This is a genomic window from Streptomyces sp. NPDC005808 (assembly GCF_042871385.1).
Taxonomy (GTDB): Bacteria; Actinomycetota; Actinomycetes; order Streptomycetales; family Streptomycetaceae; genus Streptomyces.
In genome coordinates, this window is the sequence record NZ_JBIAIK010000008.1 from 220,227 (window position 1) to 246,331 (window position 26,105).

24 protein-coding genes and 1 riboswitch are annotated in these 26,105 nt (G+C 67.9%); of the genes, 13 read left to right on the forward strand and 11 right to left on the reverse strand.

What is annotated here, in order from left to right; genetic code table 11:
• Positions 1–176: 176 nt before the first annotated feature.
• Positions 177–1,256, reverse strand: a complete 1,080-nt coding sequence (gene hisC / locus ACFYPC_RS19940) for a histidinol-phosphate transaminase (RefSeq protein ID WP_388677721.1) — start codon at positions 1,254–1,256, stop codon at positions 177–179.
• A 420-nt stretch (positions 1,257–1,676) separates the two neighbouring features.
• Here hisC and ACFYPC_RS19945 point away from each other — a divergent pair, with 420 nt between their 5' ends.
• The 3 genes from ACFYPC_RS19945 (at position 1,677) to ACFYPC_RS19955 (ending at position 5,104) form a co-directional block, all read left to right on the forward strand.
• On the forward strand, positions 1,677–2,789 hold the full coding sequence (locus ACFYPC_RS19945) for a LacI family DNA-binding transcriptional regulator (RefSeq protein WP_388677723.1): 1,113 nt from the start codon (positions 1,677–1,679) through the stop codon (positions 2,787–2,789).
• A gap of 186 nt (positions 2,790–2,975) precedes the next feature.
• Positions 2,976–4,049, forward strand: coding sequence for a metallophosphoesterase (locus ACFYPC_RS19950; RefSeq protein WP_388678095.1), 1,074 nt, complete (start codon positions 2,976–2,978; stop codon positions 4,047–4,049).
• Positions 4,050–4,231: 182 nt separating this feature from the next.
• Positions 4,232–5,104, forward strand: coding sequence for a hypothetical protein (locus ACFYPC_RS19955; RefSeq protein WP_388677726.1), 873 nt, complete (start codon positions 4,232–4,234; stop codon positions 5,102–5,104).
• Between the two features lie 142 nt (positions 5,105–5,246).
• Here ACFYPC_RS19955 and thiC read toward each other — a convergent pair whose 3' ends face one another.
• A complete protein-coding gene (thiC, locus tag ACFYPC_RS19960) occupies positions 5,247–7,070 on the reverse strand; it encodes a phosphomethylpyrimidine synthase ThiC (RefSeq protein ID WP_388677729.1) in 1,824 nt (607 codons plus the stop codon).
• A riboswitch (TPP riboswitch) is annotated at positions 7,063–7,219 on the reverse strand. Its footprint overlaps the gene before it by 8 nt.
• A 71-nt stretch (positions 7,220–7,290) precedes the next feature.
• Between thiC and ACFYPC_RS19965 the strand changes: the two genes are divergently transcribed.
• On the forward strand, positions 7,291–8,901 hold the full coding sequence (locus ACFYPC_RS19965; protein WP_388677732.1) for a YibE/F family protein: 1,611 nt from the start codon (positions 7,291–7,293) through the stop codon (positions 8,899–8,901).
• Between the two features lie 100 nt (positions 8,902–9,001).
• Here the strand turns inward: ACFYPC_RS19965 and ACFYPC_RS19970 are convergent, their stop codons facing one another.
• From ACFYPC_RS19970 to ACFYPC_RS19985, 4 genes are all read right to left on the reverse strand, one after another.
• Positions 9,002–9,439: an SsgA family sporulation/cell division regulator gene (locus ACFYPC_RS19970; RefSeq protein ID WP_388677734.1), complete on the reverse strand. Its 438-nt coding sequence runs from the start codon at positions 9,437–9,439 to the stop codon at positions 9,002–9,004.
• 99 nt (positions 9,440–9,538) lie between these two features.
• Positions 9,539–10,339, reverse strand: coding sequence for an IclR family transcriptional regulator (locus ACFYPC_RS19975; RefSeq protein WP_388677737.1), 801 nt, complete (start codon positions 10,337–10,339; stop codon positions 9,539–9,541).
• A 502-nt stretch (positions 10,340–10,841) separates the two neighbouring features.
• The gene (locus tag ACFYPC_RS19980; protein ID WP_365440758.1) at positions 10,842–11,054 is read right to left on the reverse strand and encodes a DUF5326 family protein; all 213 of its coding nucleotides are present in this window, start codon (positions 11,052–11,054) and stop codon (positions 10,842–10,844) included.
• A 173-nt stretch (positions 11,055–11,227) separates the two neighbouring features.
• On the reverse strand, positions 11,228–11,545 hold the full coding sequence (locus ACFYPC_RS19985; RefSeq protein WP_388677740.1) for a cupin domain-containing protein: 318 nt from the start codon (positions 11,543–11,545) through the stop codon (positions 11,228–11,230).
• A gap of 81 nt (positions 11,546–11,626) precedes the next feature.
• On the opposite strand from ACFYPC_RS19985, the gene ACFYPC_RS19990 reads away from it, so the two are divergent.
• The 5 genes from ACFYPC_RS19990 to ACFYPC_RS20010 all read left to right on the forward strand — a co-directional run bounded on the left by ACFYPC_RS19990 (position 11,627) and on the right by ACFYPC_RS20010 (position 15,445).
• Positions 11,627–12,007: a phage holin family protein gene (locus tag ACFYPC_RS19990; protein ID WP_388677743.1), complete on the forward strand. Its 381-nt coding sequence runs from the start codon at positions 11,627–11,629 to the stop codon at positions 12,005–12,007.
• Between the two features lie 9 nt (positions 12,008–12,016).
• Entirely contained in the window at positions 12,017–12,508 is a 492-nt protein-coding gene (locus ACFYPC_RS19995; protein ID WP_388677746.1) for a low molecular weight protein-tyrosine-phosphatase, read from the forward strand.
• Positions 12,505–13,650, forward strand: coding sequence for a cystathionine gamma-lyase (locus tag ACFYPC_RS20000; RefSeq protein WP_388677749.1), 1,146 nt, complete (start codon positions 12,505–12,507; stop codon positions 13,648–13,650). The genes ACFYPC_RS19995 and ACFYPC_RS20000 overlap by 4 nt, the downstream gene beginning before the upstream one ends.
• Before the next feature lie 289 nt (positions 13,651–13,939).
• The gene (locus ACFYPC_RS20005) at positions 13,940–14,845 is read left to right on the forward strand and encodes a LysR family transcriptional regulator (RefSeq protein WP_388677752.1); all 906 of its coding nucleotides are present in this window, start codon (positions 13,940–13,942) and stop codon (positions 14,843–14,845) included.
• Positions 14,846–14,962: 117 nt separating this feature from the next.
• Positions 14,963–15,445 carry an NUDIX domain-containing protein gene (locus ACFYPC_RS20010; protein ID WP_385730622.1) on the forward strand — a complete coding sequence of 161 codons (483 nt, stop codon included), beginning with the start codon at positions 14,963–14,965 and terminating at the stop codon, positions 15,443–15,445.
• 50 nt (positions 15,446–15,495) lie between these two features.
• Here ACFYPC_RS20010 and ACFYPC_RS20015 read toward each other — a convergent pair whose 3' ends face one another.
• Positions 15,496–17,181, reverse strand: coding sequence for a globin domain-containing protein (locus tag ACFYPC_RS20015; protein WP_388677755.1), 1,686 nt, complete (start codon positions 17,179–17,181; stop codon positions 15,496–15,498).
• Between the two features lie 812 nt (positions 17,182–17,993).
• On the opposite strand from ACFYPC_RS20015, the gene ACFYPC_RS20020 reads away from it, so the two are divergent.
• The gene (locus ACFYPC_RS20020; protein ID WP_388677757.1) at positions 17,994–18,860 is read left to right on the forward strand and encodes a GNAT family N-acetyltransferase; all 867 of its coding nucleotides are present in this window, start codon (positions 17,994–17,996) and stop codon (positions 18,858–18,860) included.
• 83 nt (positions 18,861–18,943) lie between these two features.
• Here ACFYPC_RS20020 and ACFYPC_RS20025 read toward each other — a convergent pair whose 3' ends face one another.
• Positions 18,944–19,366, reverse strand: coding sequence for a heme-binding protein (locus tag ACFYPC_RS20025; protein WP_388677760.1), 423 nt, complete (start codon positions 19,364–19,366; stop codon positions 18,944–18,946).
• A gap of 97 nt (positions 19,367–19,463) precedes the next feature.
• Positions 19,464–20,672: an MFS transporter gene (locus tag ACFYPC_RS20030; RefSeq protein ID WP_388677763.1), complete on the reverse strand. Its 1,209-nt coding sequence runs from the start codon at positions 20,670–20,672 to the stop codon at positions 19,464–19,466.
• Positions 20,673–20,813: 141 nt separating this feature from the next.
• Here ACFYPC_RS20030 and ACFYPC_RS20035 point away from each other — a divergent pair, with 141 nt between their 5' ends.
• Both ACFYPC_RS20035 and ACFYPC_RS20040 read left to right on the forward strand, forming a co-directional pair.
• Positions 20,814–21,272 (forward strand): MarR family winged helix-turn-helix transcriptional regulator, encoded by a 459-nt coding sequence (locus ACFYPC_RS20035; RefSeq protein ID WP_388677766.1) that lies wholly within the window; start codon positions 20,814–20,816, stop codon positions 21,270–21,272.
• A gap of 41 nt (positions 21,273–21,313) precedes the next feature.
• Positions 21,314–21,766, forward strand: coding sequence for a GNAT family N-acetyltransferase (locus ACFYPC_RS20040; RefSeq protein WP_388677768.1), 453 nt, complete (start codon positions 21,314–21,316; stop codon positions 21,764–21,766).
• Between the two features lie 68 nt (positions 21,767–21,834).
• On the opposite strand, the gene ACFYPC_RS20045 is transcribed toward ACFYPC_RS20040, so the two are convergent.
• Positions 21,835–23,220 (reverse strand): serine hydrolase domain-containing protein, encoded by a 1,386-nt coding sequence (locus tag ACFYPC_RS20045; protein ID WP_388677770.1) that lies wholly within the window; start codon positions 23,218–23,220, stop codon positions 21,835–21,837.
• A gap of 308 nt (positions 23,221–23,528) precedes the next feature.
• Here ACFYPC_RS20045 and ACFYPC_RS20050 point away from each other — a divergent pair, with 308 nt between their 5' ends.
• Positions 23,529–24,095 carry a dihydrofolate reductase family protein gene (locus tag ACFYPC_RS20050; RefSeq protein ID WP_388677771.1) on the forward strand — a complete coding sequence of 189 codons (567 nt, stop codon included), beginning with the start codon at positions 23,529–23,531 and terminating at the stop codon, positions 24,093–24,095.
• Positions 24,096–24,200: 105 nt separating this feature from the next.
• Here the strand turns inward: ACFYPC_RS20050 and dnaB are convergent, their stop codons facing one another.
• Positions 24,201–25,676, reverse strand: a complete 1,476-nt coding sequence (dnaB, locus tag ACFYPC_RS20055) for a replicative DNA helicase (protein WP_365440785.1) — start codon at positions 25,674–25,676, stop codon at positions 24,201–24,203.
• Positions 25,677–26,105 lie beyond the last annotated feature (429 nt).

Genomic DNA, 26,105 nt, shown 5'->3' on the forward strand with positions numbered 1-26,105 from the left:
CACACGCTCGCCACGGCGCAAACGAAGGCGGCCCCGCAGGCTCACCGCCGCGCAGGGACATCGGGCCCATACGCTCGCCGCCGCGCAGCGACGTCGACCCCGCACGCGCGCCGCCGCGCAACGACGTGGACCCGCACGCGTAGAACTCCTGGCAGATCCAGGAACGGCCTCAGGTGTCAGAGCTCCTTGCGGAACCCTTCCGTCGTCTTGAGGAAGATGTCGTTCGCCTCGGTCTCGCCGATGGTCACCCGGACCCCCTCGTCGGCGAACGGCCGCACGACGACCCCGGCCTGCTCACAAGCGGCGGCGAAGTCGAGCGTGCGCTCCCCCAGCCGCAGCCACACGAAGTTGGCCTGCGTCTCGGGCACCGTCCAGCCCTGCCCTCGCAGCGTCTCGACCACCCGTACGCGCTCCGACACCAGAGAGCCGACCCGGCCGAGCAGTTCGTCCTCGGCGCGCAGCGAGGCGACCGCCGCGTCCTGTGCGAGCTGGCTCACACCGAAGGGCACCGCCGTCTTGCGCAGCGCTGCCGCAACCCGGTCATGGGCGATCGCAAAACCGACCCGGAGGCCCGCGAGCCCGTACGCCTTGGAGAAGGTGCGCAGAACGCAGACGTTCGGCCGGTCGCGGTAGAGCACGACGCCGTCCGGCACCTCGGCATCGCGGATGAACTCGCGGTAGGCCTCGTCCAGGACCACCAGCACATCGCTGGGCACCCGGTCCAGGAACCGCTCCAGCTCGGCCCGGCGCACCACCGTGCCGGTCGGGTTGTTGGGGTTGCAGACGAAGATCAGCCGGGTCCGGTCGGTGATCGCGTCCGCCATTGCGTCCAGGTCGTGCACCTCACCCGGCGTCAGCGGCACCTCGACCGGGGTCGCGCCGCTGATCTGCGCGATGATCGGGTACGCCTCGAAGGACCGCCAGGCGTAGATGATCTCGTCGCCCGGGCCGCTCGTGGCCTGGACCAGCTGTTGCGCGACCCCGACGGAACCGGTGCCGGTGGCCAGGTTCGAGAGGGGGACGGCGAAGCGGTCCGACAGTTCGTTCATCAGCGCGGTGCACGCCAGGTCCGGGTAACGGTTGAAGGAGCCGGCCGCGGCGGTCACGCTCTCCATCACACCGGGCAGCGGCGGATAGGGGTTCTCGTTGGAGGACAGCTTGTACGCCACCGCACCACCGACCGCGGCAGGCTTGCCGGGCTTGTAGGTGGGGATACCCTCCAGCTCGGCACGCAGCTTGGGGCTCGTCTCGCTCACCGCAGTCCTCCTCGTGACCACCGTCGGCTCATGTTCGCCGTCGGCTACCAATACTCCTCACCCTATGAGGATTGGGCTTCGCTGCGAATGGCCTGTGGACAACCACCTCGCCGCCACGAGCAGCCCGAGTGATCATCCCCGTACGAAGGCGTACGAATGGGGGCGCGCCGCTCGTCTCATCGCGCGCCGGTGGCTCACGCCGTGGCGCGCATCCCTCGTCAAGGTGAGTTGAGACCTCTTCGAGACATGACCCGGTTGGCAGGCCCATGCGCGCCGACAAGTCACGTCCTGCCATTGGATCGTTCAACTGGCTTTCTTTCTAATGCAGTTGACCCACTTCGACCATGCAGAAACGTGCCTGTCAACGAGTGCATATGCGTCCGCACTACCCCACCGCATGAGCCCTACTATCGGCTCGCCATGACAGCAGCAGGGAAGCACCAGGTGAGCCGGGCGGAGACAACCCGCCGCGGCGGTCGGCCGGGACGGGCGGGCATCAGAGATGTTGCCGCAGCCGCCGGAGTGTCCATCACGACCGTCTCCGACGCCCTCAACGGCAAGGGCAGGCTCCCGGACGCCACCCGACGCCATGTCCGCGAGGTCGCCGACCGGCTGGGCTACCGCCCGTCGGCCGCGGCCCGAACCCTCCGTACCGGCAAGTCGGGCCTCATCGGCCTGACCGTGACGACGTACGGGGATGAACCTTTCACCTTCACCGAGTTCGCGTACTTCGCGGAGATGGCCAGAGCCGCCACGTCGGCGGCGCTGGCCCGGGGCTACGCCCTGGTCATCCTCCCTGCGACCTCGCGCCACGACGTGTGGTCCAACGTCGCCCTGGACGGAACCGTGGTCATCGACCCGTCCGACCACGACCCGGTCGTCAGTGAGCTGGTCCGCCAGGGCTTACCGGTCGTCTCCGACGGCCGCCCGGCCGGCACGCTGCCGGTCACGGCCTGGGTGGACAACGACCACGAGGCCGCCGTCCTCGGCATCCTCGACCATCTGGCAGACGCCGGCGCCCGCCGGATCGGCCTCCTCACCGGCACCACCACCGACACCTACACCCACCTCTCCACCACCGCTTACCTGCGCTGGTGCGAGCGCGTGGGCCAGGATCCGGTCTACGAGGCCTACCTGGCGCACGATCCGTGCGCGGGAGCCGTCGCCGCTGACCGGCTGCTCGCGCGGCCCGACCGCCCGGACGCCGTCTACGGGCTCTTCGACCCGAACGGCACCGACCTGCTGGCCGCGGCCCGGCGCTACGGCCTGCGCGTACCGGACGACCTGCTCCTCGTCTGCTGCAGCGAGTCCACCGTCTACGCCAACACCGAGCCGCCCGTCACGACGCTCTCACTCAAACCGCGCCGGATCGGCACAGCGGTCGTCCAGCTCCTCATCGACGCCATCGAGGGAGTCGACTCGGACCAGCCGGTCGAGCAGGTGATACCGACCGAACTGATCGTGCGAACCTCCTCGCAACGCCGTCCGCCGCGTACGACGGTGAGTCCGCCCCGATCACCCGAGAAAGGTTGACTCCCGCTGAAGACTGGGCGGGAAAGCCTCGCCCAATTCGGGCAAAAACCCCGGTGAACTGGGCTCCTGCTCCGATTCACCACCCCTGGGTCATCACATGGCGCGATCCGCATTCCTATGATGGGCCCACGACACCGCGGGCAGCTGCGACCAGGCAGTCCGATCCGGTGCAGATGCGGCGCGATGGTGGTGGAGGGGTCGATGACTCAGGGGGCCGGTCAGGGACCCGAGGTGGCGCGGACGGCGACGTTGCGCGACTTCCGAGTGCCCGCGTACGTCCACGAGACCGGTCCGTTCGCGCAGGACACACCACCCGACGAGGACGCGGGGCCCGGCGGGGAACCCGAGGGGTACACACCGACGCGGCGCGATCTGCCCGTCATCAACCGGAGTGACACGGTCCAGGTCGCCGTTGACGCCGCCGCTTCGGAGGGCGCCGACGGGCCGGGTCCGCTGTTTGTCGTAGGCGATGTGCACGGCTACCTGGACCAGCTCGTCGCCGCGCTCCAGGAGAAGGGCCTCATCGACGCTGCCGGCAACTGGTCGGCCGGGACCGCCCGCCTGTGGTTCCTCGGCGACTTCACCGACCGCGGCCCGGACGGCATCGGCGTGATCGACCTCGTGATGCGGCTGTCCGCCGAGGCCGCCGCCGCCGGCGGCTACTGCAAGGCGCTCATGGGCAACCACGAGCTGCTCCTCCTCGGCGCCAGGCGCTTCGGCGACACCCCCGTCAACTCCGGCGCGGGCACCGCCACCTTCCAGGCCGCCTGGCTGCTCAACGGCGGCCAGAAGACCGACATGGACCGTCTCCAGGACCACCATCTGCAGTGGATGGCCCGCCTCGACGCCATGGAACAGGTCGACGGACACCTCCTGGTGCACTCCGACACCACCGCCTATCTCGACTACGGCGACTCGATCGAGGCGGTCAACGACACCATCCGCGAAACCCTCACCCGCAACGACGCGGACGAGTGCTGGGACCTGTTCCGCAAGCTCACCAAGCGCTTCGCCTTCCGCGACGACGGCAGCGAGGCCGTGCGCTCCCTGCTGGACATGTACGGCGGCTCACGCATCGTCCATGGCCACAGCCCCATCCCGTACCTCCTGGGCGACGTGGGCTCGGAGGACGGCGAGGACAGCGCGGGCCCCTTGGTCGAAGGACCGCATCTCTACGCCGACGGACTGGCCATCGCGATGGACGGTGGCGTGACCATGGCCGGAAAGCTGCTGGTCCAGCAACTGCCACTGGACATCTGAGGGTTCATCGGGCAGGTGTCGCCCTGCTGAAGACCGTGCTGGCCAGGGGGCAATTTCTGGAAACCCCCTGTCACGGCGTGCCATCGCGGCTCTACCATCGGACTATCCGTAGCAGGCTCCCCTCCGTTTCTGCCCAACGGCTCGTCAGCGTGCGAGCTATCAGCCCTACGGAGCATCGGGGGATGCAGATGAACAGCGTTCCGCAGCACCTGCTGAGCGAGGACCGCCAGGATTACGAGCGGCTCCTCGATGAGGCGCTGCGCTCCGCACCACACCGCCCGGAACTCGCCGCTGTCGGCCAGCGGCTCAACCCGGAACAACTGCGCACCATGGCGCTCAACGCCAGCGCGCTCATCACGGTGGCCGCGGCCACCGAGTACCAGCACTATGTGAAGGTCCGTGAGGAGCTGCGTCAGCCGGCGCCGACCACCCCACCCGTCCGCAAGGAAGCCGGTTCCGCCGAACCGGGTTCGAGCGCGATGGGACTCGCCGCCACCGTGGGGGAGGTCACCGAGACAGCCGGAGCGGGCGCCATCGCCGTCGTCGCGGTACTCGCCCCCGTCCTCGCCGGGACAGCCGCGGCGATATTCCTGCTCGTGGGGTACATCCTGAAAATGATCGACCCCGAGCCGGCGTTCGCCAAGACCCTCCTGACCACCGGGTGGGTCTTCGGCGCGGTCACGGCGGCCGCGATTCTGGTCGCCGCGGTTGGCCTCCTGCTCACCGCACTGCGCAACGGCTCGTCCTCGCTGCAGGCCGGAGCACGCGGCGAGCTCGACGAACAGGTCGCCCGGGCCAGGGAAGCCTGGCGCGAGGCCCTGCTGGAGCGCGGCATCATGCCGTTCCTCCGAGAAGCCCTGGCGGACCCGGGCTCGGCAGCATTCGGCGGTCCGTCGCCGTCGCCGACACCGACGAGCCGCATGCCGCAACTGGGCTACAACCGCCCGGGGTTCAGCAGCCCCGACGGCGGCCCGGCAGCGGGCCCGCGCCCGAGCTACTCCAGCCCGGACTTCTCCAGCCCGGACTTCGGGGGGCCTGAACACCAGCCGGAGTGACACCCGGCCGTGGTCGCGCTCAACCTCCAACCGCCAAAACACGCCGGCTACATGCTCGAACACGTCACAGCCTGCGGAGCCCGACAGCCGGTAGTGCGCCGGAGCTGTCCCAACAGCCCCGGCGCGCTGCCTGCGTTCGCGGTCAGTCGGCCAGCGGCAGATACACCCGGTTCCCGCTCGCCGCGAACTCCTTCGACTTCTGCAGCATCCCCTCGGCGACCTCCTCAACGGAGGCTCCCGCGGCCGCCGTACCGCCGAACTGCTCCGTGATGCTGTGGCTGATCTTCATGGAGCAGAACTTCGGCCCGCACATGGAGCAGAAGTGGGCCGTCTTGGCGGGCTCGGCCGGGAGTGTCTCGTCGTGGAACTCCCGTGCCGTGTCCGGGTCGAGGGCCAGGTTGAACTGGTCCTCCCAGCGGAACTCGAAGCGGGCGTCGGACAGCGCGTCGTCCCATACCTGCGCACCTGGGTGCCCCTTGGCGAGGTCGGCTGCGTGGGCGGCGATCTTGTAGGTGATGACGCCGGTCTTGACGTCGTCACGATTGGGCAGGCCCAGGTGCTCCTTGGGCGTGACATAGCAGAGCATGGCCGTGCCCCACCAGGCGATCATCGCGGCACCGATGCCGGAGGTGATGTGGTCGTACGCCGGCGCGACGTCCGTGGTCAGCGGGCCGAGCGTATAGAACGGAGCTTCATCACAGATCTCCTGCTGAAGGTCGATGTTCTCCTTGATCTTGTGCATCGGGACATGTCCCGGGCCTTCGATCATGGTCTGAACATTGAAACGCTTCGCGATCGTGTTGAGTTCCCCGAGCGTCCTCAACTCCGCGAACTGCGCCGCGTCGTTGGCGTCCGCGATCGATCCCGGCCGCAGCCCGTCACCGAGCGAGTACGTGACGTCGTACGCCGCGAGGATCTCGCACAGCTCCTCGAAGTTCTCGTAGAGGAAACTCTCCTGGTGGTGGGCCAGGCACCACGCCGCCATGATCGAGCCACCGCGCGAGACGATGCCGGTCTTGCGGTTCGCGGTGAGCGGTACGAACGGCAGGCGCACGCCCGCGTGGACCGTCATGTAGTCCACGCCCTGCTCGGCCTGCTCGATGACCGTGTCCTTGTAGATCTCCCAGGTCAGCTCCTCAGCACGGCCGTCCACCTTCTCCAACGCCTGGTAGAGCGGCACCGTGCCGATCGGCACAGGAGAGTTGCGCAGTACCCACTCTCGGGTGGTGTGGATGTTGCGGCCGGTGGACAGGTCCATGACCGTGTCCGCGCCCCACTTGGTGGCCCAGGTCATCTTGTCCACCTCCTCCTCGATGGAGGAGGTCACTGCCGAGTTGCCGATGTTCGCGTTGACCTTCACCAGGAACCGCTTGCCGATGATCATCGGCTCGATCTCCGGATGGTTGACGTTCACGGGCATCACCGCGCGGCCGGCAGCGATCTCCTCGCGTACGACCTCGGCGGCGACGTTCTCGCGAACCGCCACGAACTCCATCTCCGGCGTGATCTCGCCGCGCCGGGCGTACGCGAGTTGCGTCACGGCCTGTCCGGAGCGGCCCCGGCGCGGCTGGCGCGGCCGCCCCGGGAAGACCGCGTCGAGGTTGCGAAGGCCGCCGCGCGGTGAGGTGTGCTTGATCCCGTCGTCCTCGGGGCGGACGGGGCGGCCCGCGTACTCCTCGGTGTCGCCGCGGGCGATGATCCAGTGTTCGCGCAGCGGCGCCAGACCCCTGCGTACATCGGTTTCGACGGTCGGATCGGTGTACGGGCCGGAGGTGTCGTACAGCGTGACGGACTGGCCGTTGGTGAGGTGCACCTGACGGACCGGTACCCGCAGATCGGGACGCGATCCCTCGACGTACGCCTTGTGCCAGCCGATGGACTGCCCGCCCCCGTCGTTCTGGGACGGGGAAGGGGCCCCGCCCGTCTGGCTGGAGACAGACGTGCCTGCTTCGTCCTTGTTGGTCATGAGACCTACTCCCTACGCCGGCATTACCCGGTAACAGGTTCGGCGGTCGACGCAGCAGATTCCGTCTGCCGATGTTTCATGTGAAACATCGCTAAGACGGAGATCAGCGCCCTCTCAGCCCGGTGCTCCGAGCTCCCGCGTGTGCAAAGGTGCCTCCACGCTAGCGTCACATCGGGCGCGCTGAACAGTGGGCCCCGTCCGTTCTTGCGATGATCGGTCGGTGACCACGATGCAGCAGCCCCCTATTCCGCCGTCCGAGCCGCCGCACGGACATGGCCCCGGCGACGGCCACGGGCACGGCCCGGGCGGTGGCAGAGGTCCCGGTGACGGCCGGGGACCCGGCGGTGGGCAGGGATCCGAGGGCAGCAACGGACCCGGGGTTGCGGGCGGACCTGGGGGCGGCCACGGACCCGGCGGTGGGCAGGGATCCGGGGGCAGCAACGGATCCGGCGGTGGGCGAGGACCCGGCGGTGGGCAAGACCCGGGCGACAGCCACGGCCACTCGCACAGTCACAGTCATGGCCCCGCGGCCCCCGTCTCCAAGCACCTGCGCAAGGTCATCGGCGCGGTGCTGATCCCCTTCGCCGCCGCGGTCGTCGTGGGGCTCGTGGTGCTCTGGCCTGGCGGCGCCCCGGGGCACGAGCGCACCGGTGTCGGTTTCGACCGACAGACACAGCAGGCGACGGTCACCAAGGTCGAGAAGGTGGATTGTGATTCCGTGAACGCCTCGGGGGAGACCCCGACCGGCGACACCTCCACTGCCGAGGGTTCCTCGGCAGTGCAGCAGGCGACGGGTGACTGCAAGAAGGCGACGATCCGGGTCGACACCGGCAGCGACAAGGGCCGTACGTTCACCGAGATCGTCCAGCCGGACCAGTCACGCCAGTTGCACCAGGGCGAGAAGGTCGTGGTCGCGTACGAGCCCTCCGCTCCGAAGGACCTGCAGTACTCGGTCAGCGATGTGAACCGCAGGATTCCGATGGCGGTGCTCGCCGGGATCTTCGCGCTGATCGTCGTGGCGGTCGGCCGGTTGCGCGGCGTCATGGCGCTGGTCGCACTTGCCGTCAGCTTCATGATCCTGACGTTCTTCATCCTGCCCGCCATCCTGGAGGGCTCGAACCCACTGGTCGTGGCGGTCGTCGGAGCCAGCGCCATCATGCTGATCGCGCTCTACATGTGCCATGGCCTCTCGGCCCGGACATCGGTGGCGGTGATCGGCACCCTGCTCTCGCTGCTGCTGATCGGGGTGCTCGGTTCCCTCTTCATCGGCTGGGCCGCGCTGACCGGCAACACGGACGACAACACCGGCCTGATCCACGGCCTGTATCCGTCCATCGACATGAGCGGTCTGCTGCTCGCCGGCGTCATCATCGGTTCGCTCGGTGTGCTCGACGACGTGACGGTGACGCAGACCTCCGCCGTCTGGGAGCTGCACGAGGCGAATCCGACGATGGGCTGGCGGGGGCTGTACCGCGCGGGCATCCGCATCGGCCGCGACCACATCGCCTCGGTCGTCAACACGCTCGTCCTGGCGTACGCGGGCGCTGCGCTGCCCCTCCTGCTGCTCTTCTCGATCGCGCAGAGCAGCGTCGGCTCTGTCGCCAACAGCGAACTGGTCGCTGAGGAGATCGTGCGCACCCTGGTCGGATCGATCGGCCTGGTCGCCTCTGTGCCCGTCACCACCGCCCTGGCCGCTCTGGTCGTCTCGGCCGACCGCACGGGGACTCCGGCCGGTCGACCCGCGGCTGGGACTCCTGGCGCCCCCGTGGAGCCCATGGGGGCCGCCAGAACGCCGGTACGTGGTGGGAAGGGTCGCCGCCGCAAGCACTGAAGTCACGTGGTGCTCAAGTCGACTTGAGCTGCGCGTGCGGCCCCTGTTCCATACGCAGGCCGGTCGAGAGGAAGCGTTACTCCACTCGGGGAGACGGCGCTCAGCCCGCGCTCTGCTCCTCCGCCAGGATGCGGACCAGCGCCTCGTCGAGGTGGGCGTCGAAGTCGGCGAGGGAACGCTCCTGCCCGAGCGGCACCAGCTTGTCCGTACGGTCGAGGAACGCCACGAGCGGCGCCGCACCCGACCTGAACAGCGCGTGATCGCCGCCTACCTGAAGCCTGATCAGCACCTCGCCGAACGCGTCCGGGTCGGCGGGTGCGATGTGTACATCACCGTCACCACACGGCCGGCCCACACCGTCGACCAGCAACTCCCTTCCGAACGCCCAGGTCACAGGCGCGTCGCCGGGCAAGTGAAAGGTCAGCCGCACGGCGTACGGATCACAGGTCTCGTATCGCAGCTCCACCGGAATACGGAAGGAGAGCTCCTCCGACACGAGGAAGCTCATCATGACCTCTGCCTGTACCGACTCACGCATCGCCTACCCCGTCGTTTGCGGTCGACTGGCCAGGAATCGTTCCCCTGACACTGCTGAAATCTTGCTCAACGTACACGGCAGATCACAAGGAGTGAGTTTTCAGATACTGATAGAGATGGCGAGTGTCCCTGGCGCTCTGCCGATCGCCTCTTGCAACTGGCGTGCAGCAGGCAGGAGTCGGTCGGCCTGGTGCGACGGCAAGGAGATGGCCACGGTCGATGCGGTGGCGCCGACGGTGATGGGAATCGCGGCGCAGACCGTGCCCAGCGCGTACTCCTGTCGTTCGATCACGGTCTCCATCCGCCCGATGCGTTCCAGGCGCCGCAGCATGCTGTCACTGTCGCGCACCGTGTACGGAGTGATCGACTGCACCGGGTAGCGGTCAAGGTGATCCCTGCGGGCCTTCTCGTCCAGCTGCGACAGCAGACACTGACCGACCGCGTGGGCGTGCCCCGTCTCCCGGAAGTCGGCCCACTCCTCGACCGCGGGATTGCCCGAGGTGTCGGCGATGGACAGAACCTCGATCTCACCGTCGCGGTACGTCGCGTAGTACACGGGTGCGCCGATCGAATCGCGCCAGTGCGCGAGCACGTCGCTCATCGTGCTGCGACGTTTCTGCTGGGCTCCGCTGCTGCTCAACCGCTCGGCAGCTTCACCTAGGAAGAACAGCCCCTTCTCGCGGCGCAGATAGCCCTCGTGGGCCAGAGTGCGCAGCAGGTGGTACGCCGTCGGCAGCGCGAGCCCTGCCTCCCGGGCGAGCTGTTTGGCGGGGGCTCCGTGCTCGCGCGCGGCAACGGCCTCCAGAAGGCGCATCGCCCGCTGTACGGAGCCGATGAGCGTCGTGGGGGGCGGCTCCAGCGACGCGGCCTCGGCCGGGGGCGTGCGAGTCCCGACGAGCAAGGCGTGCGCGGCCCCGGGCGCCGTGCGCCTGCCGGCGGGCTGAGTGCCTGTCTCCGCGTGTGACGTCCGACCGCCCGTCTCCGCGTGTGACGTCCGACCGTCCGTGTCGGCGGTCGACGTTCCCACGACGTGCGCGTCTGCGGGCGAGGTCTTCGCTCGCGTCTCTCCGGGCGACGTGCGTGGCTGGGTCGGCGGGAGACGTGACCCCGCCGACGCTCCGGACCGCTGGACGGGTGGCGCGTGTGAGGTTGCGGGTGCGGTGTCAGCCGTGGCCAAGGGGCACTCCCTGAGCGCGAGGGGAACCGCCCGTGCGGGGGGACACGGGAGGGAGGTGTGCGCTGCTCGCGCAGGGTCGGGCCCGCGTCGAGCTTCCGGACTTTAACCGCCCGTCACCGCTTGCAGGCCGCCCCACCGGGAAACTTCCCCCGGCCGAGGGAACCTCGGCTTCCCTTTACCGACCACCCGTTACCGATCACTCACCCGCGCCCGCCTCCCCGTCACCTCACCAGTCGCCGCGCGACGACGAACTCGTCGTGAACTTCCGCACGACGTAGATCAGTCCGCCGACCAGGGCAACGAAGATCAGTGCCTTGAAGAGCAGGCCGATGACGAACCCGACGACGGTCGCTATCAGGCCGCCGAACACCACGAGGGCGATGACCGGCACCGCGACCCACTTCACCCACCACGGCATACCGTTGAAGATCTCTCGCATCGCCCTTGTCCTTGCCTCTGTCCGCCCGTGGCCCCAAGTCCGGGGCACTGATTCCGGGTTCTTAGATGTCTCGCATGTCTTGCATTCGATGCTAGACATGCGAGGGGCCGGACGGCGGCCTCGCACCCCTTGTTCCCCCCTGACCGTTCCCCTAGGGAACCCCGAGACGGCGGTCAGCTCTCGGGCGGAGAGAACACCACCAGAACCCGTAGATCCTCGGTGATGTGATGGAACTTGTGGGCGACCCCCGCGGGTACGTAGACGACGCTGCCCCGAGCCACCTGCGTGGTCTCCAGCCCCACCGTGATCGAGGCACGCCCGCTCACGATGAAATACACCTCGTCCTGCTGGTGCGGCCGCTGCGGGTCCTGGTCCCCCGCGTCGAGTGCGTACAGACCGGCCGACATGTTCCGCTCTCGCAGAAACTGCAGATAGGCACCGTCGTTGGCGGCGCGTTCCGCCTCCAGTTCATCCAGCCGGAATGCCTTCATCGCCCTCGTCCGCTCTCGTACGCGGTCTGCTCTGTCCACAGCCGCGCTCGCCAGTCGATCTCTTCTGCCACGATCAGACACATGAAGAATTTCGTAGTCAAGACGATCGCCAACGCGGCGGCCCTGGCCGTCGCCGTCTGGGTGCTGGACAAGATCACCCTGACCGGTGACAGCACCGGCAAGAAGATCGGCACGCTCCTGCTCGTTGCACTGGTTTTCGGCCTGGTGAACTTCCTGGTCAAGCCGGTCGTGAAGGTACTGACCTTCCCGCTCTTCATCCTCACGCTCGGCTTGATCACGCTGGTGGTCAACGCCCTGATGCTGCTGCTCACCTCATGGCTGTCCGACAAGCTGGACCTGAGTTTCCATGTCGAGGGCTTCTGGACCGCCGTCCTGGGCGGCCTGATCATCTCGGTTGTGTCCTGGGCACTCAACGTCGTCCTGCCCGACGGCAAGGACTGAGTACGTCCGATGAGCTTTTCCGTCTGTTTCGTCTGTACCGGCAACATCTGCCGCTCCCCGATGGCCGAGGCCGTCTTCCGCGCCCGTATGGAAGAGGCCGGGCTCGACGGCCTGGTGAAGGTCGACAGCGCGGGCACGGGCGGTTGGCACGAGGGCGACGGCGCCGACCCTCGCACCGTCGCCGTTCTGGAGGCGCACGGCTACGGGAGCGACCACGCGGCCCGGCAGTTCCGGGTCTCGTGGTTCGCCCGCCTCGACCTCGTCATCGCCCTCGACTCCGGCCACCTCAGGGCGCTGCGCCGCCTCGCACCCACACCTCAGGACGCGGAGAAGGTCCGGCTGTTGCGTTCGTACGACCCCGCCGCGGGCGCCGATCTCGACGTCCCCGATCCGTATTACGGACATATAGAGGGCTTCGAGGAATGCCTTGAGATGGTGGAGGCGGCGAGCCACGGACTGCTCGCCGCTGTGCAGGAGCAAGTGGAGGGACGAGCGGCATGACCGCAGGGGATTTCGTCAAGGGAAGCGGTGACGGCACCCGCGCGGTGCGAGCCGGACTGCCCGAACCCGTCAAGTACGAGCCGACGCTCCCGGGCCCGGTCTTCGCCGCGCACTTCCACCTGCCGGGGGAGCCCACCGGCCCGTACACCTACGGCCGTGACGAGAACCCGACCTGGACGCTCCTGGAGCGCGCCATCGGCGAGCTGGAGGCTCCGGGCCAGGACGACACCGAGACGCTCGCCTTCCCCTCCGGCATGGCTGCCATCTCGGCCGTGCTCTTCTCCCAGCTGCGGGCCGGCGACATCGTGGTCCTGCCGGACGACGGCTACCAGGTGCTGCCACTGGTGCGCGACCAGCTGACCGCGTTCGGCATAGAGGTACGCACGGCTCCGACCGGCGGTGACGCCCAGCTCGACGTGCTCGACGGCGCGAAGCTGCTGTGGATCGAGACCCCGTCGAACCCGGGGCTCGACGTATGCGACATACGGCGGCTCGTCGAGGCGGCACACGCGCAGGGCACCCTCGTCGCCGTCGACAACACGCTGGCGACCCCGCTGGGGCAGCGCCCGCTGGAACTCGGCGCCGACTTCTCCGTGGCCAGCGGCACCAAGATGCTCACCGGGCACGGCGACATCCTCCTGGGATACGTCACCGGACGCGACGCCACCCTGATGGCTCCTGTACGGCGCTGGCGGAAGGTCGTCGGCGCGATCCTCGGGCCGATGGAGGCATGGCTGGCACACCGCTCGCTAGCCACACTCCACCTGCGTGCCGACCGGCAGACGGCCAACGCCTTGACGATCGCCGAGGCACTGCGGAATCGGCCCGAGGTGACCGGACTGCGCTATCCGGGGCTGCCGGACGACCCCTCGTACAAGATCGCCTCGCAGCAGATGCGTCGGTTCGGCTGCGTGGTGGCTTTCACTCTGCCCACACGTGCGCGTGCCGACCGTTTTCTCGACGCCCTACGGCTGGTGGACGACGCGACCAGCTTCGGCGGGGTGCGGTCCACGGCCGAGCGGCGCGGGCGGTGGGGCGGGGACGCAGTAGCCGAGGGCTTTATCCGCTTCTCCGCCGGCGCGGAGGATCCGGAGGACTTGGTGGCGGACGTTGTGCGAGCTCTGGACGAATCCGGGGACTGAGTCCGCACCGATCTCCGTCTTCGCCGATCCGAGGATCCAGCTTTTCCCGAGCGACCGGTGAGCGGGCGGCCACGCCCGTCCGAGCTGCGGGCTTTGCTGTCCCGCTACGTACGACGGACGGTCCGAGCCTCCCCCCTCGTGGCTCGGACCGTCCCGGTTCCACGCGCGAAGAACCGCGCGCACAAGGCTAGTTGACTCTGTGTCAGTGTCCAATCACAGTAGCGACAGCAACCTATCGACTTATTTATAGTTGGGGCTCGGCCGGGAGTGGTGGGAGGAGAGGGACACCGTGGATCTGGCGCTGCTGCGCACGTTTGTGACCGTCCACCGTGCCGGCTCCTTCACCCGAGCCGCCGCACTGCTCGGCCTCTCGCAGCCTGCCGTCACCTCACAGATCCGCGCGCTGGAGCGCCAACTGGGGAGGCCCCTCTTCCTGCGTCAGGCCCGCGGGGTGACCCCCACGACCATCGGCGACGAGCTCGCCCACAAGGCCGCACCGCATCTCGACGCCCTGGTGGAGATCGCCGAGACCGGGCTTGAAGAGGACTCCTCCCTACGCACCCTGCACCTCGCCGGGCCCCCGGAGTTCACCGCCGAACGGGCGCTGCCCGCACTGACGGAGCTGACGGGCGACAACGGCCAAGGTTTCGCCCTGCGCGCTTCCTTCGGGAACGCCGAGGAGGTGCTGGACGGGCTGGCTGCCGGGCATCATGATCTGGCCATCACCACAGCCCAGCCGCGCGGCTCATTGCTCACCGCAACTCCACTCTGCGACGAGGAGCACGTCCTGGTCGCCGGCCCGCGCTGGGCCGCCCGCATCGGTCCCGGCAAGCTGCGCCGCAAGGGCGCCCGCGAGCTGGAGAAGTTCCCCGTTGTCGAGGTGCACGAGTCCCTACCGCTCGTCGCCCGCTACTGGGCCTCGGTCTTCGACTGCCGCCCGGTGGCCTCCGGCACCGTCGTCGTGCCCGATCTCCGCGGGGTGCTCGCCTGTGCCGCCACGGGCGCTGGGCTCGCCGTGCTGCCCCGGTATCTGTGCGCCGCCGCCCTGGAACGCGGCGAGGTCGTGGCGCTCCTCGATCCGGCGGTGCCGCCGCTGCGTACGTATTTTCTAGTGGTCCGCACCGGCACTCTCGCCATGCCTCACATCGCACGGGCACACGAGTGGCTGCTGCGTGCCGCGGCCGACTGGTCGTGAAGTTCCCTCCTCGAATCCCTCGCCGCGGCCTCCTTCCCTGCCCTGGCGAGCCGCCTCCTGAACGTTCTGGCAGCTTCGCAATGTTTCACGTGGAACCAACCGGGCCACATTCCTCCCATGACCGTCCGACCCGTGGTCAAGCGCACCGCCCGCGCCATCCTGCTGGATGGCGACGACCTGATTCTCATCAAGCGCACCAAGCCCGGCGTCGATCCCTACTGGCTCACACCGGGTGGCGGGGTCGAACCGGAGGACGCGACTGTCGTCGACGCGCTCCACCGTGAAGTTCACGAGGAACTCGGCGCCAAGGTCGTCGATGTGGTGCCCTGCTTCGTCGACACCGTCGAGCACATCGGCGACGACGGCGGCGCGACCGGCGTGAAGGTGCAGCACTTCTTCGTCTGTCGTCTGGAGTCCATGGATCCGGCGCTGCGGCACGGCCCCGAGATGGATGAGCCGTGCGGCGAGTACGAGACCGTGCGGGTACCGTTCACCCGGGTCGGTATCGCCTCCGTCCATCTCGTCCCGCTGTCCCTGCGGCACTACCTCGACGGGAACATCGAGGGCGTACGGGCTATGCACGCGCCCGATCTGGGCTGATGCTCCGCCGGCCCACTGCATGCCGGCCTTCTGCGGATGCGAGCCCGAGGTCAGTCCCCGGTGGCGACGAGTTCCTCCACCGCGTCGTGGCGTATCCGGTCCGGCGGCATGCCGATGTCCCTGAGTGCGTCCACCCCACTGCGGATCATCCCGGGCGGACCCGAGAGGTAGGCGTCGTACTCGTCCCACGGCCCGTACTCGCGTATGACATCGGGAAGTTGGAGATGGGCCTGACGGTCGACCACGGGTCGCACCTCGAGCCACGGGTGGCTCTGCTGGAGCCGCAGCATCGTGTCGATGTCGTACAGATCGTGATCGGTACGGGCGCCGTAGAAGACCTCCACCGGGCGCCGCTCCCCGTGTTTGGCGACATCCTCGACCAGCGCCTTTATGGGCGCTATGCCGGTGCCACCGCCCAGGCAGAGCAGTCCGCTGTCGGTGGTGTGGTCGACGGTCATCGAGCCGGCCGGCGGGCCGAGTCGGATGGTGTCGCCGGGCCGGGCGCGGTGCACCAACGCGTTGGACACCCAACCGGCCGGAATGGCCTTGACATGGAACGAAAGCAGCCCGTCCGAGCGGGGCGCCGAGGCGAACGAGTAATGGCGCCAGATCCGCGGCCACCACGGCGTCTCCAGGCTCGTGTACTGCCCGGCGAGGAAGGGGTACGGCTGGTCCGGGCGGACCGTGACGACCGCGATGTCCGGGGTCCTGAGGTCGTGCGAGACCACTTCTGCGTACCACCAGGCAGGGGCTCGCAGTTCGTCCCGGGCCGCAGCGTCGATCATGACCTGGGAGATCGTCGTGTACGTGCGGACCCAGGCCGCCTCGGTCTCGGGGTCCCAGACCGCCGACGCGAACCGGCTGAGCGATCCGATCAGACACTCCCCGACGGCCGGGTAGTGCTCGGGCCTCGTGCCGTATTTACGGTGTCCACGGCCGAGGTTTTGCAGGTAGGCGACGAGGACCTCGGTGTTGTCTATGTGCTCGGCCGCGGTGAGCAGCGCCTTGAGCAGCCGGTCCCGCTGGGTGTCCATCGCGGCGGGGAACAACGACCGCAGTTCCGGGTGACGTACGAAGAGCAGCGCGTAGAAGTAGGAGGTGACCTTGTCGGCGATGGGGCCGACCTCGGCCATGGTCCGACGGACCAGTACGGCGTCCGGGGACGGCTCAGGAGTGGAGACGGAACTCTGGGCGGGCACGTGCGGCTCCGGCGCGTGAGCGGACGGCTCCGGGACAGGTTGGGAGCGCGGAGCGCCTTGGCTGGGCTGCGGAGAGCTTGCTTCGGGGCGCGGAGAGCCGTAGCCGGACTGCGGAGAGGCTTCGTCGGCCTGATCAGAGCCGGGTTCGGACTCCGCAGGGTCGTACTCGGGCCCCGCGGCGTCTGCCTGCGGTCGTACGACTTCAGGAGGGGTTCCCTGCTCGCGACGGGCCGCCGCTGGGGCAGGGGCGGCCTGGGGGTGCCGGGTGTGAGCGGTCTCGGAGTGGTCGACGGTCCGTATTCGCTCCTGCGCGGGTGAGCCCTCGCCGGACCGGGGTGCGCGTCCCGCATGACCCGTGTCCCGCGGACTCTCGGCCGGCCGGCCCACCGGCCGCAACGCCGCCAGCCGGCTCCCCTCCGGCTCCTGCTCTCCACCTGCGGACGACGGTGCGGGATTCTTGCGCGGTGTGAACCAGCCACCCCCGCTGTTGCCGCCGGTACTGCCGTTGTCGGCCGACGTGGTGGTCGGAGCGTCCATGGGTGTGCCTCGCCTCGAACATCTTTCGGTCGGTCTACGCACCTCCGCGGTCGGAAGGTGCCTGCTTTCCCCCGCAGACGGCTTGCTTTCGTTCCCGGTTCAGTCCCCGTCGGTCAATGCGGCCACATTGAACCCGGATTACCGCTCCGTACGGACAAGTAAGGAGAGAATGTGACATTGACCGCAGTAATCGCAGCATCCCATCCCGAGCCAACGCCTGGCTCCATAACGGAAAATGCGGGTCTTCGATCTCTCCATCCGGTTAGGCTGCATTGGCTTGCGTTCGTGCCTCCACGCGACCTGCGTACATCACGGCGGACGCGAACCGGAGTCGACCATACCGGCAGCCTCCTCAGGCACAAGTCCCGCCGCCCTTGAACACGGGCAGGCGGACGCGGGGTGCCCATCACTTCAATTGCTGGGCTCGACGGGTCAATTCATGGACGCCCCACAGGTACAGACCTAGATGGAGCCTGGGTGACTAGGCCCGTCAGATCGCGATCGGCATTGAGCGCTACTGATACCGGTGCGCCGCCGAACAGCCCGGCACTAAGTCATCGGACGCCACGCACTCGACCCGGTTCACCTCGAATTCTTCACAGAGCCGCTTCGCGATCCCCACTTTGGCTGCAGTGCCGAGAATCTCTGCCGGATCAATTGGTTCGACCGAGAGCACGGCAGGGAAGCGCGAGTTGTTTCACGTGAAACATCTGTCCACGAGCTGTGTGGTGGCGGATAGCCTGGCCAAAAGCGTGTACGTATACCCGCAAACAAGTGGACGTCGCGGGTGTGGGTCGGACAGCCTGACCTGCGTGCTCACACCTTCCCTCGCCGCTCTGCCCATTCGTCGCCTGACGCTTCGCGATCTCACCGCCTGCGCCGACTTGTCCGAGGATCGGGGCTGGCCTCGCGAGGAACACAAGTGGGGCCTCCTCCTCGCCGCCGGGACGGGATACGGCATCGACGCGCCCGACGGTGGGCTCCTCACAGCCTGTGTCATCACTGACTACGGACCACGCGAGCACCCTGATCTGAGCGCAATCGGCATGGTGCTCGTCGCCGAGCGGCACGCCCGCCAGGGAGTTGGCCGACGCCTGATGCGACATGTCGTCGAGGAGATGGGCGCCACCCCGCTGACGCTCCACGCCACACCGTACGGCCGTCCCCTCTACGAGGAGATGGGCTTCAAGGTCGCCGGCCGGGCCGAGATGGTCTGCGGCCACTTCACCACCGACGGGACGCGTCCCAAGGTCCCCACCCGCCCGGCCACGGCCGGCGACCTCACCAAGATCCTCCGACTCGACGAGGAGATCTTCGGCTGCGACCGTACTCATGTGATCACGCGGCTGCCCGCTTTCTCCGACCAACTTCGCGTCGCCGAGGAGCACGGCCGGATCACCGGCTACGCGGCCGCCTGGCCCAACATCGACAATCACGTGGTGGGTCCACTGATCGCCCGCGACACAGAGACGGCGAAGGCACTCATCGCATCTCTGGCCGACCACATCGACGGCCCGCTCCGCACCGACATCGACGTACGACACGAAGAGCTGCTTTCCTGGGTAAAGGAGCACGGCCTCGTGTCCACCAGCTTCAACGCGGTGATGACGTACGGGATCTCGGAGCTACCTGGGGACTGGACACGACGTTTCGCTCCCCTCACGGTGGCGGCCGGCTAGAACACGGCGGTGGCCCGGTAGCCGACAGCAAGGAAGCGCCGATCCCAGGCTTGGGAGACCGGCGCGTCCGTGCTGGATCGATGTCAGGCGAGTGCCTCTACGGCGGCTACGGCGAAGCCGTGGTCCTGATCCGGTGCACCGCCGCCCACGCCGATCGCGCCGATCAGGCGTCCGTCACGGCGGACCGGCACGCCGCCCGCGAGGAACAAAAGCGGACGGTCGAGCGCGGTGGGCAGGGTATGGAAGAGGCCGCCGGGCTGAACCGCCTCGACGAGGTCCGCGGTGGCGGAGTCCAACTGGAGTGACGTGTAGGCCTTGCGGGTGCTGGTCTCGCCGGAGATCAGCACGGCTTGGTCATCGCGACGGAAGGCCAGCAGGTGACCGCCCGCGTCGAGGACAGTGACGCTGACCCGAACTCTGGAGACTTCGGCGGCACGGCGTGCCGCGGTGACCAGAACCTCGGCGTCCTCAGTGGTCAGCGGGGCAACGGCGGTGGTGGTGCTCACGAGGGGTTTCTCCTTGTAGGTGGTAGGAAGCCGCAGAAGGTGGTGCGAGTCGAGAGGGTGCGGGGACGGCCCTGGCCGGCACCGCGCCCGACTCCGGTCAGTGGTGCACGGCGGTCCGCTGTTCGGAGAGCGCGCCACCGGCGACGACAGCACTGCGGGCGACAGCTCGCCGCTCCAGGGCGGACGACAGAACGGCAAGGACGAGAGCGCCCGCGGCGAGGATGGCGCCGACCCAGTTGGGGGCGGTGTAGCCCATACCCGCAGCGATGACGAGGCCGCCCAGCCAGGCCGACAGGGCGTTGCCGAGGTTGAAGGCTCCGATGTTGACAGCGGATGCCAAGGTGGGAGCGCCATGCGCCTGGTCGAGGACGCGCTTCTGCAGCGGCGGCACGGTGGCGAACCCGAGGGCGCCGATCAGCGCAATCGTGACAGCCGCGAGGATTTTGTTGTGCGCGGTGACCGTGAACAGGGCGAGCACAGTGGCGAGGCCGCCCAAGGACACGTACAGCATCGGCATCAGCGCACGGTCGGCGAACTTGCCACCTATCAGGTTCCCGCCGACCATGCCGAGGCCGAAGAGGACCAGTAGCCAGGTGACGGATCCGTCTGCGAAGCCTGTGACGTGCGTCATCATCGGCGCGATGTAGGTGATGGCTGCAAAGACGCCGCCGAACCCGAGCACGGTCATCGCCATGGCGAGGAGAACCTGGACGTTCTTGAAGGCGGCAAGCTCGTGACGGAGATGCACACCTTCAGGCTTCGGAAGCTCGGGGACCAGCTTGGTTATGCCCAGCAGCCCGATCACGCCAAGCGCGGCGACGCCCGCGAAGGTGACACGCCAGCCGGCGGACTGCCCGATCAGTGTGCCCAGCGGGACGCCGACCACATTGGCGACGGTCAGACCGCTGAACATCATGGCGATCGCACCGGCCTTCTTCTCCGGAGCGACCAGTTCGGCGGCGACCACTGAACCGATACCGAAGAAGGCACCGTGGGCGAGGGAGGCGACCACGCGGCCCGCCAGCATCAGCCCGAAAGCCGGGGCGACGGCGGAGAGCAGGTTGCCGAGCACGAACAGGCCCATCAACAACATCAGCATCCGCTTGCGGGAGACCTTCGTGCCGAGCGCGGTCATGATCGGGGCGCCGATCACCACACCGAGCGCGTAGCCGGACACCAGCAGTCCGGCGGTGGGGATGGAGACACCGAAGTCACCGGCGACCTCGGGAAGCACACCCATGATCACGAATTCGGTGGTTCCGATTCCGAAGGCCCCGATCGCGAGGGCCAGAAGCGCGAGAGGCATGGTGGGGTACACCTTCCCAGACGATTGCAGGAGCGCTTTGCATGCGTTCACAATAGTTGCATACGCGGGATACATGCAAGCGCAGGCTATTGCGATCCTGCTCTATCCTGAATCCAGTCGCTCCGGGACGGAGAAAACGCCATGACAGCCACGGACCCCGCACTCACCGCCCTTTCACAGGGCTGGTGCGCTCTCTCCCTGCTCCACGGGAGGATCGAGGCCAACATCGAGCGTGCCCTCCAGGCCAAGCACGGCCTGAGTGTGCGTGAGTACTCCCTGCTAGACGTGCTCAGCCGCCAGCACGACGGCGACGGGGGTCATCTTCAGATGAAGCAGGTGGCGGACGCGGTCGTCCTCAGTCAGAGCGCCACCACCCGGCTCGTCAGCCGGCTCGAGGACCGCGGACTGCTCTCGCGCTACCTGTGCCCGACCGACCGCCGCGGCATCTACACGAACGTCAGCGAAGCCGGCCTCACGCTCCTCGAAGAGGCACGGCCCACCAATGACGCCGCCCTGCGCGAGGCGCTGGACGAGGCAGCCCGAAACCCGGAACTGGCCCCACTGGTCAGGGTCGTGGAATCGGCGCAGGCACTCGTTTAGGTAATACGCAGGGGTTGAGCCCAATCTCGTAAGGTGCGGCCATGGGAGACCTTGAGATACGTGCCGCCGTTCCGGACGATGTGCCCGCCATCGTTGCGATGCTCACGGACGACCCGCTGGGCGCCCAGCGGGAATCGCCCGAGGACCTCACTCCTTACCTGGCCGCCCTGCAACGCCTCAGCGGCGATGCGAACCAGCACCTCGTGGTCGCCGTGCGCGAGGGCCACGTCGTCGGCACCCTCCAGCTCACGGTGATTCCCGGACTGTCTCGTAAGGGAGCGACCCGCTCGATCATCGAAGGCGTACGTGTCCACGCAGACGAGCGCGGTAGCGGCCTCGGCACCCGGTTCATCGAGTGGGCGATCGAGGAATCCCGGCGCCAGGGCTGCCAGTTGGTCCAGCTGACCTCCGATGTCGCCCGTACCGACGCTCACCGGTTCTACGAGCGGCTCGGTTTCACGGCCTCCCACGTGGGCTTCAAACTGCAGCTCTGAGGCGCAACCGCGCATACGGCGGGAGGCGGCTGTTTCACGTGAAACAGCCGCCTACCGCCGCGCAGCGCCTACCGGACCCCTCGCCAGCCCTCGGGGTCCACCCCACCCGGCACAGGAGCTTTCTCGTCGTACGGCTGACGCGTGAAGGTGAAGGACCCGAGGTCCAGGTGGCTCACGGACCCGTCAGGGCGCCGCAGGGCCCGCAGACGCTCTCCGGCGTAGTAGCCGTCGAGTCCCGTCCAGGTACCGTCACCGTTCGCCCGGAAGCGCGCGCCTCGCCCCGTGCCGGACAACGGCTCCAGCGAAACACCGCCGTCTGCCACCAGCCGCAGCCCGAAGGCGTATGTCCCCCAGTACCACTGTCCTGCCAACTCCAGGACTGCTTCGTCCACTTCGAGTAGCGGACGCCAGGGGGCAGGGATCCGTGGCTCCGCCTCCGCCACGATCCGGACAAGATCTGCGGCGACGGTCAGCGCGGGCAGTCCCGAGGTGCAGTTGGACAGCACAACGGCCGCCAGGTCGTCCTCCACACTCACCATCAGGCCGGCGAGGAAGCCCGGGAGGGACCCGGAGTGGCCGACGAGGGTCCGGCCGTCACGGTGCACGATCTGCACGCCCAGGCCGTAAGCGGAACCCGCGGCCAGATCCGTCGTCTCGGGCGGCGCGGCGGGCGTCCGCATCTCGCGCACGGATTCGGCGCTCAGTACCCGGTCGTCTCCCTGAGCAAGGAAAACCGCAAAGCGCGCCAAGTCCCCGGTGGTGGACCAGAGTTGTCCGGCCGGCGCCATACGCCCGAGGTCTTCGACCGGTTCCGGCATCATCACGTCCGCCCAGGGGTGGACGGCCCACCCGCCCGCGTGCGGTGCCTGCGGCTGTCCGCTGGTACGGCGCAGTCCCAGTGGTTCGAGCACCTCGCGCTGCAGCGCCTCTTCCCATGAGACGCCCCGCAGCTCCTCGACCAACGCTCCCAGCAGCGTGTACCCGGGGTTCGAATAGTGGTGTCGACGCCCGACCGGATGCCGGAAAGGCTGCTCGCCCAGCACATCGGCCAGCTCGGGCCGAAGCGAGCCGGGCGTGCGCTCCCACCAGGGACTGGGTGACTCGGCAGCCAACCCTGCCGTGTGCGCGAGCAGTTCGGCGATGGTGACCTCCCCCGCGCCGGTACCTGGCAGATGCTTCTCCAGGGGGTCTCCGAGGTCCAGCACCCCCTCGTCACGCAGCCTCAGCACCAGTACAGCGGTGAAGGTCTTGGTGATGGAGCCGATCCGGTACTGCACGTTCTCGTCCGGTCCGTGCCCGTCCACCGAGGTGCGCGCGCCGGTCCAGACCGCCTCCCTGCCCCTGACCACCGAAGCGACCAGTGACGGAGTTCGCCCCTCGGCCTGAGCGACGGCGATACGGTGCAACAGAGCCCGGCGCGTGGTGGGAAGCAGTTCTTCCTGAGGTGTCGTCATGCCGCCAGTTCATCTGCCCCGGCACCGCACGTCGAGCGCATTTCTCCGACGCACTGAGACCCAGCGAGGCGCCAGAGCCGCGTCCGGCCAGTCCTACCAGGTGTGTGGCAATTCCTCGCGAGGGCGAGAGCGAGGGCGAGAGCGAGAGCGAGGGCGAGAGCGAGATCAGGCGGCTTGCCCGAGTCGGCCGAGTACTCCACGGCGAGCCCCGGGCACGAGGACACCGGCGAGCCAAGATCGAGCACCGATGAGTTTCCCGCGCCACGCTGGTCTATACGCCGGACACACACCGGACGGAAGGCTGCGCCATGCGGAAACTGATCTACGGCATGAACCTGACCCTGGACGGCTACATCGCCGCGGCCGGCGACGACATCGGCTGGGGCGGACCGCCGAGCGACGAGTTGTTCCAGTGGTGGCTCGAGCACGAGCAGGCGAGTCGCCTGTCGCTGTATGGGCGCAAGCTGTGGGAGACGATGAGTTCCTACTGGCCAACCGGCGACCAGCAGCCGGGCGCCACCCCGGCGGAGATCGAGTTCGCGCGGAACTGGCGGGAAACTCCGAAGGTGGTGTTCTCTTCGACGATCGAGAAGGTCGACTGGAACGCCCGCCTGGTCACCGGTGACGCGATCGCCGAGATCACCCGGCTCAAGGCCGAGGACGGTGGCCCAATGACCATCGGCGGCGCAACGCTCGCCGGGGCTGCCATGCGCGCCGGGCTGATCGACGAGTACGCGATCGCCGCCCATCCGGTCCTGGTGGGCAACGGCACGCCGTTCTTCACCGCGCTGGACAGCTGGGTGAACCTGAACCTGGTGGAGATGCGGACGCTTCCCGGCGGCGTGGTCCTGACCAGGTACGAGACGAGGCGCTGAGCAGCAGCACCCACGCGCAGTCTCACGGTGATGTCGTATACGACATCGATACGACACGGCCCGTGAAATTACGACATAGGCCACGAGGCCCTACAAGGTCTCGGATCAGGTCTGCGCCATGTCCACGAAGCGCGAGTAGTGGCCCTGGAAGGCCACCGTGATCGTGGCCGTCGGACCATTACGGTGCTTGCCCACGATGATGTCCGCCTCGCCCGCGCGCGGTGACTCTTTCTCGTAGGCGTCCTCGCGGTGCAGCAGGATCACCATGTCCGCGTCCTGTTCGATCGATCCGGACTCACGGAGGTCGGAGACCATGGGCTTCTTGTCCGTGCGCTGCTCGGGACCACGGTTGAGCTGGGACAGCGCGATCACCGGCAGCTCCAACTCCTTTGCCAGCAGCTTCAGGTTTCGCGACATGTCGGATACCTCCTGCTGTCGGCTCTCGGATCTCTTGCCGCCCGACTGCATCAGCTGCAGATAGTCGATGACCACGAGCTTCAGGTCGGCACGCTGCTTGAGGCGGCGGCACTTGGCGCGGATCTCCATCATCGACAGGTTCGGGGAGTCGTCGATATAGAGCGGGGCGGCGGAGACATCGGGCATCCGGCGCGCGAGCCGTGTCCAGTCCTCGTCGGTCATCGTGCCGGATCTCATGTGGTGCAGTGCCACGCGGGCCTCCGCCGACAGCAGACGCATCGCGATCTCGTTGCGGCCCATTTCGAGCGAGAAGATCACGCTGGGCATGTTGTGCTTGATCGAGCAGGTTCGCGCGAAGTCCAGGGCCAGCGTCGACTTACCCATGGCGGGACGGGCGGCGATGATGATCATCTGACCCGGGTGCAGACCGTTGGTGAGCGAGTCGAGGTCGGTGAAGCCGGTCGGCACACCGGTCATCTCCCCCGACCGGGATCCGATCGCCTCGATCTCGTCGAGGGCCCCCTCCATGATGTCGCCGAGCGGCAGATAATCCTCGGTGGTGCGCTGCTCGGTGACCGCGTAGATCTCGGCCTGCGCGCTGTTGACGATCTCATCGACATCGCCGTCGGCCGCGTACCCCATCTGCGTGATACGGGTCCCCGCCTCGACAAGGCGGCGCAGGACCGCGCGCTCGTGCACGATCTCCGCGTAGTACTCGGCGTTCGCTGCCGTCGGGACCGTCTGCACCAGTGTGTGCAGATACGGCGGGCCGCCGACCTTGGTGATCTCACCCCGCTTGGTGAGCTCGGCCGCGACCGTGATGGGGTCGGCGGGCTCGCCCTTCGCATACAGGTCCAGGATCGCCTGAAAGATCGTTTCGTGCGCCGGGCGGTAGAAGTCGTGGCCCTTGAGAACCTCCACGACATCTGCGATGGCATCCTTCGAGAGAAGCATGCCGCCGAGAACCGACTGCTCGGCATCCAGGTCCTGCGGTGGAACACGCTCGAAGGCTGAACCTCCTCCTTCCCAGGAGCCGGTGTCCCGGTCGCGGTCGTGCTGCTCGTCGCGGCTCCGGCCGCCATCCTGGCGCCGGCGGGAGGATGGCAGACGATCACTGGGACCGCTGTCGGCCCAGGGGTCGTCCAAGGGCTCGGAAATACTCACCGAGCCACCTCCTCCCGTCCGCGGAGCGGACCTAGCCGTGCCTCTTATTTCTACGGCACGGCACTGACAACTAAGAGGCCCAACTCCGGTTCTGTCGCGTCCTTTTTGCGAGGTTTTCGAGGACGGCGGAGAGAGTGGGCGCCGCACCACGTTAGGCCCGCGGGCACCGTCAGCCAATCTGGTTATCCACAGGCCATGTGGATGACGGCCCGGATGCTGTGGAGAACCCCATGAAACCTGTGCACGACCCGGTGGACAGGCCTGTGAACAAGCACTCAACATCTCCAAGGAACCCGTCCTGACCTGCCCTTTTCCCGTCCACCGGCTGTGCAGAAGAAAAACTTTCCCGGTCGGATCAAGATCGTTGCAAACGGCGTACGACAGCATGTCTAGCCGGACGACAGGTAATGGTCTTTATGGGCTTGCATC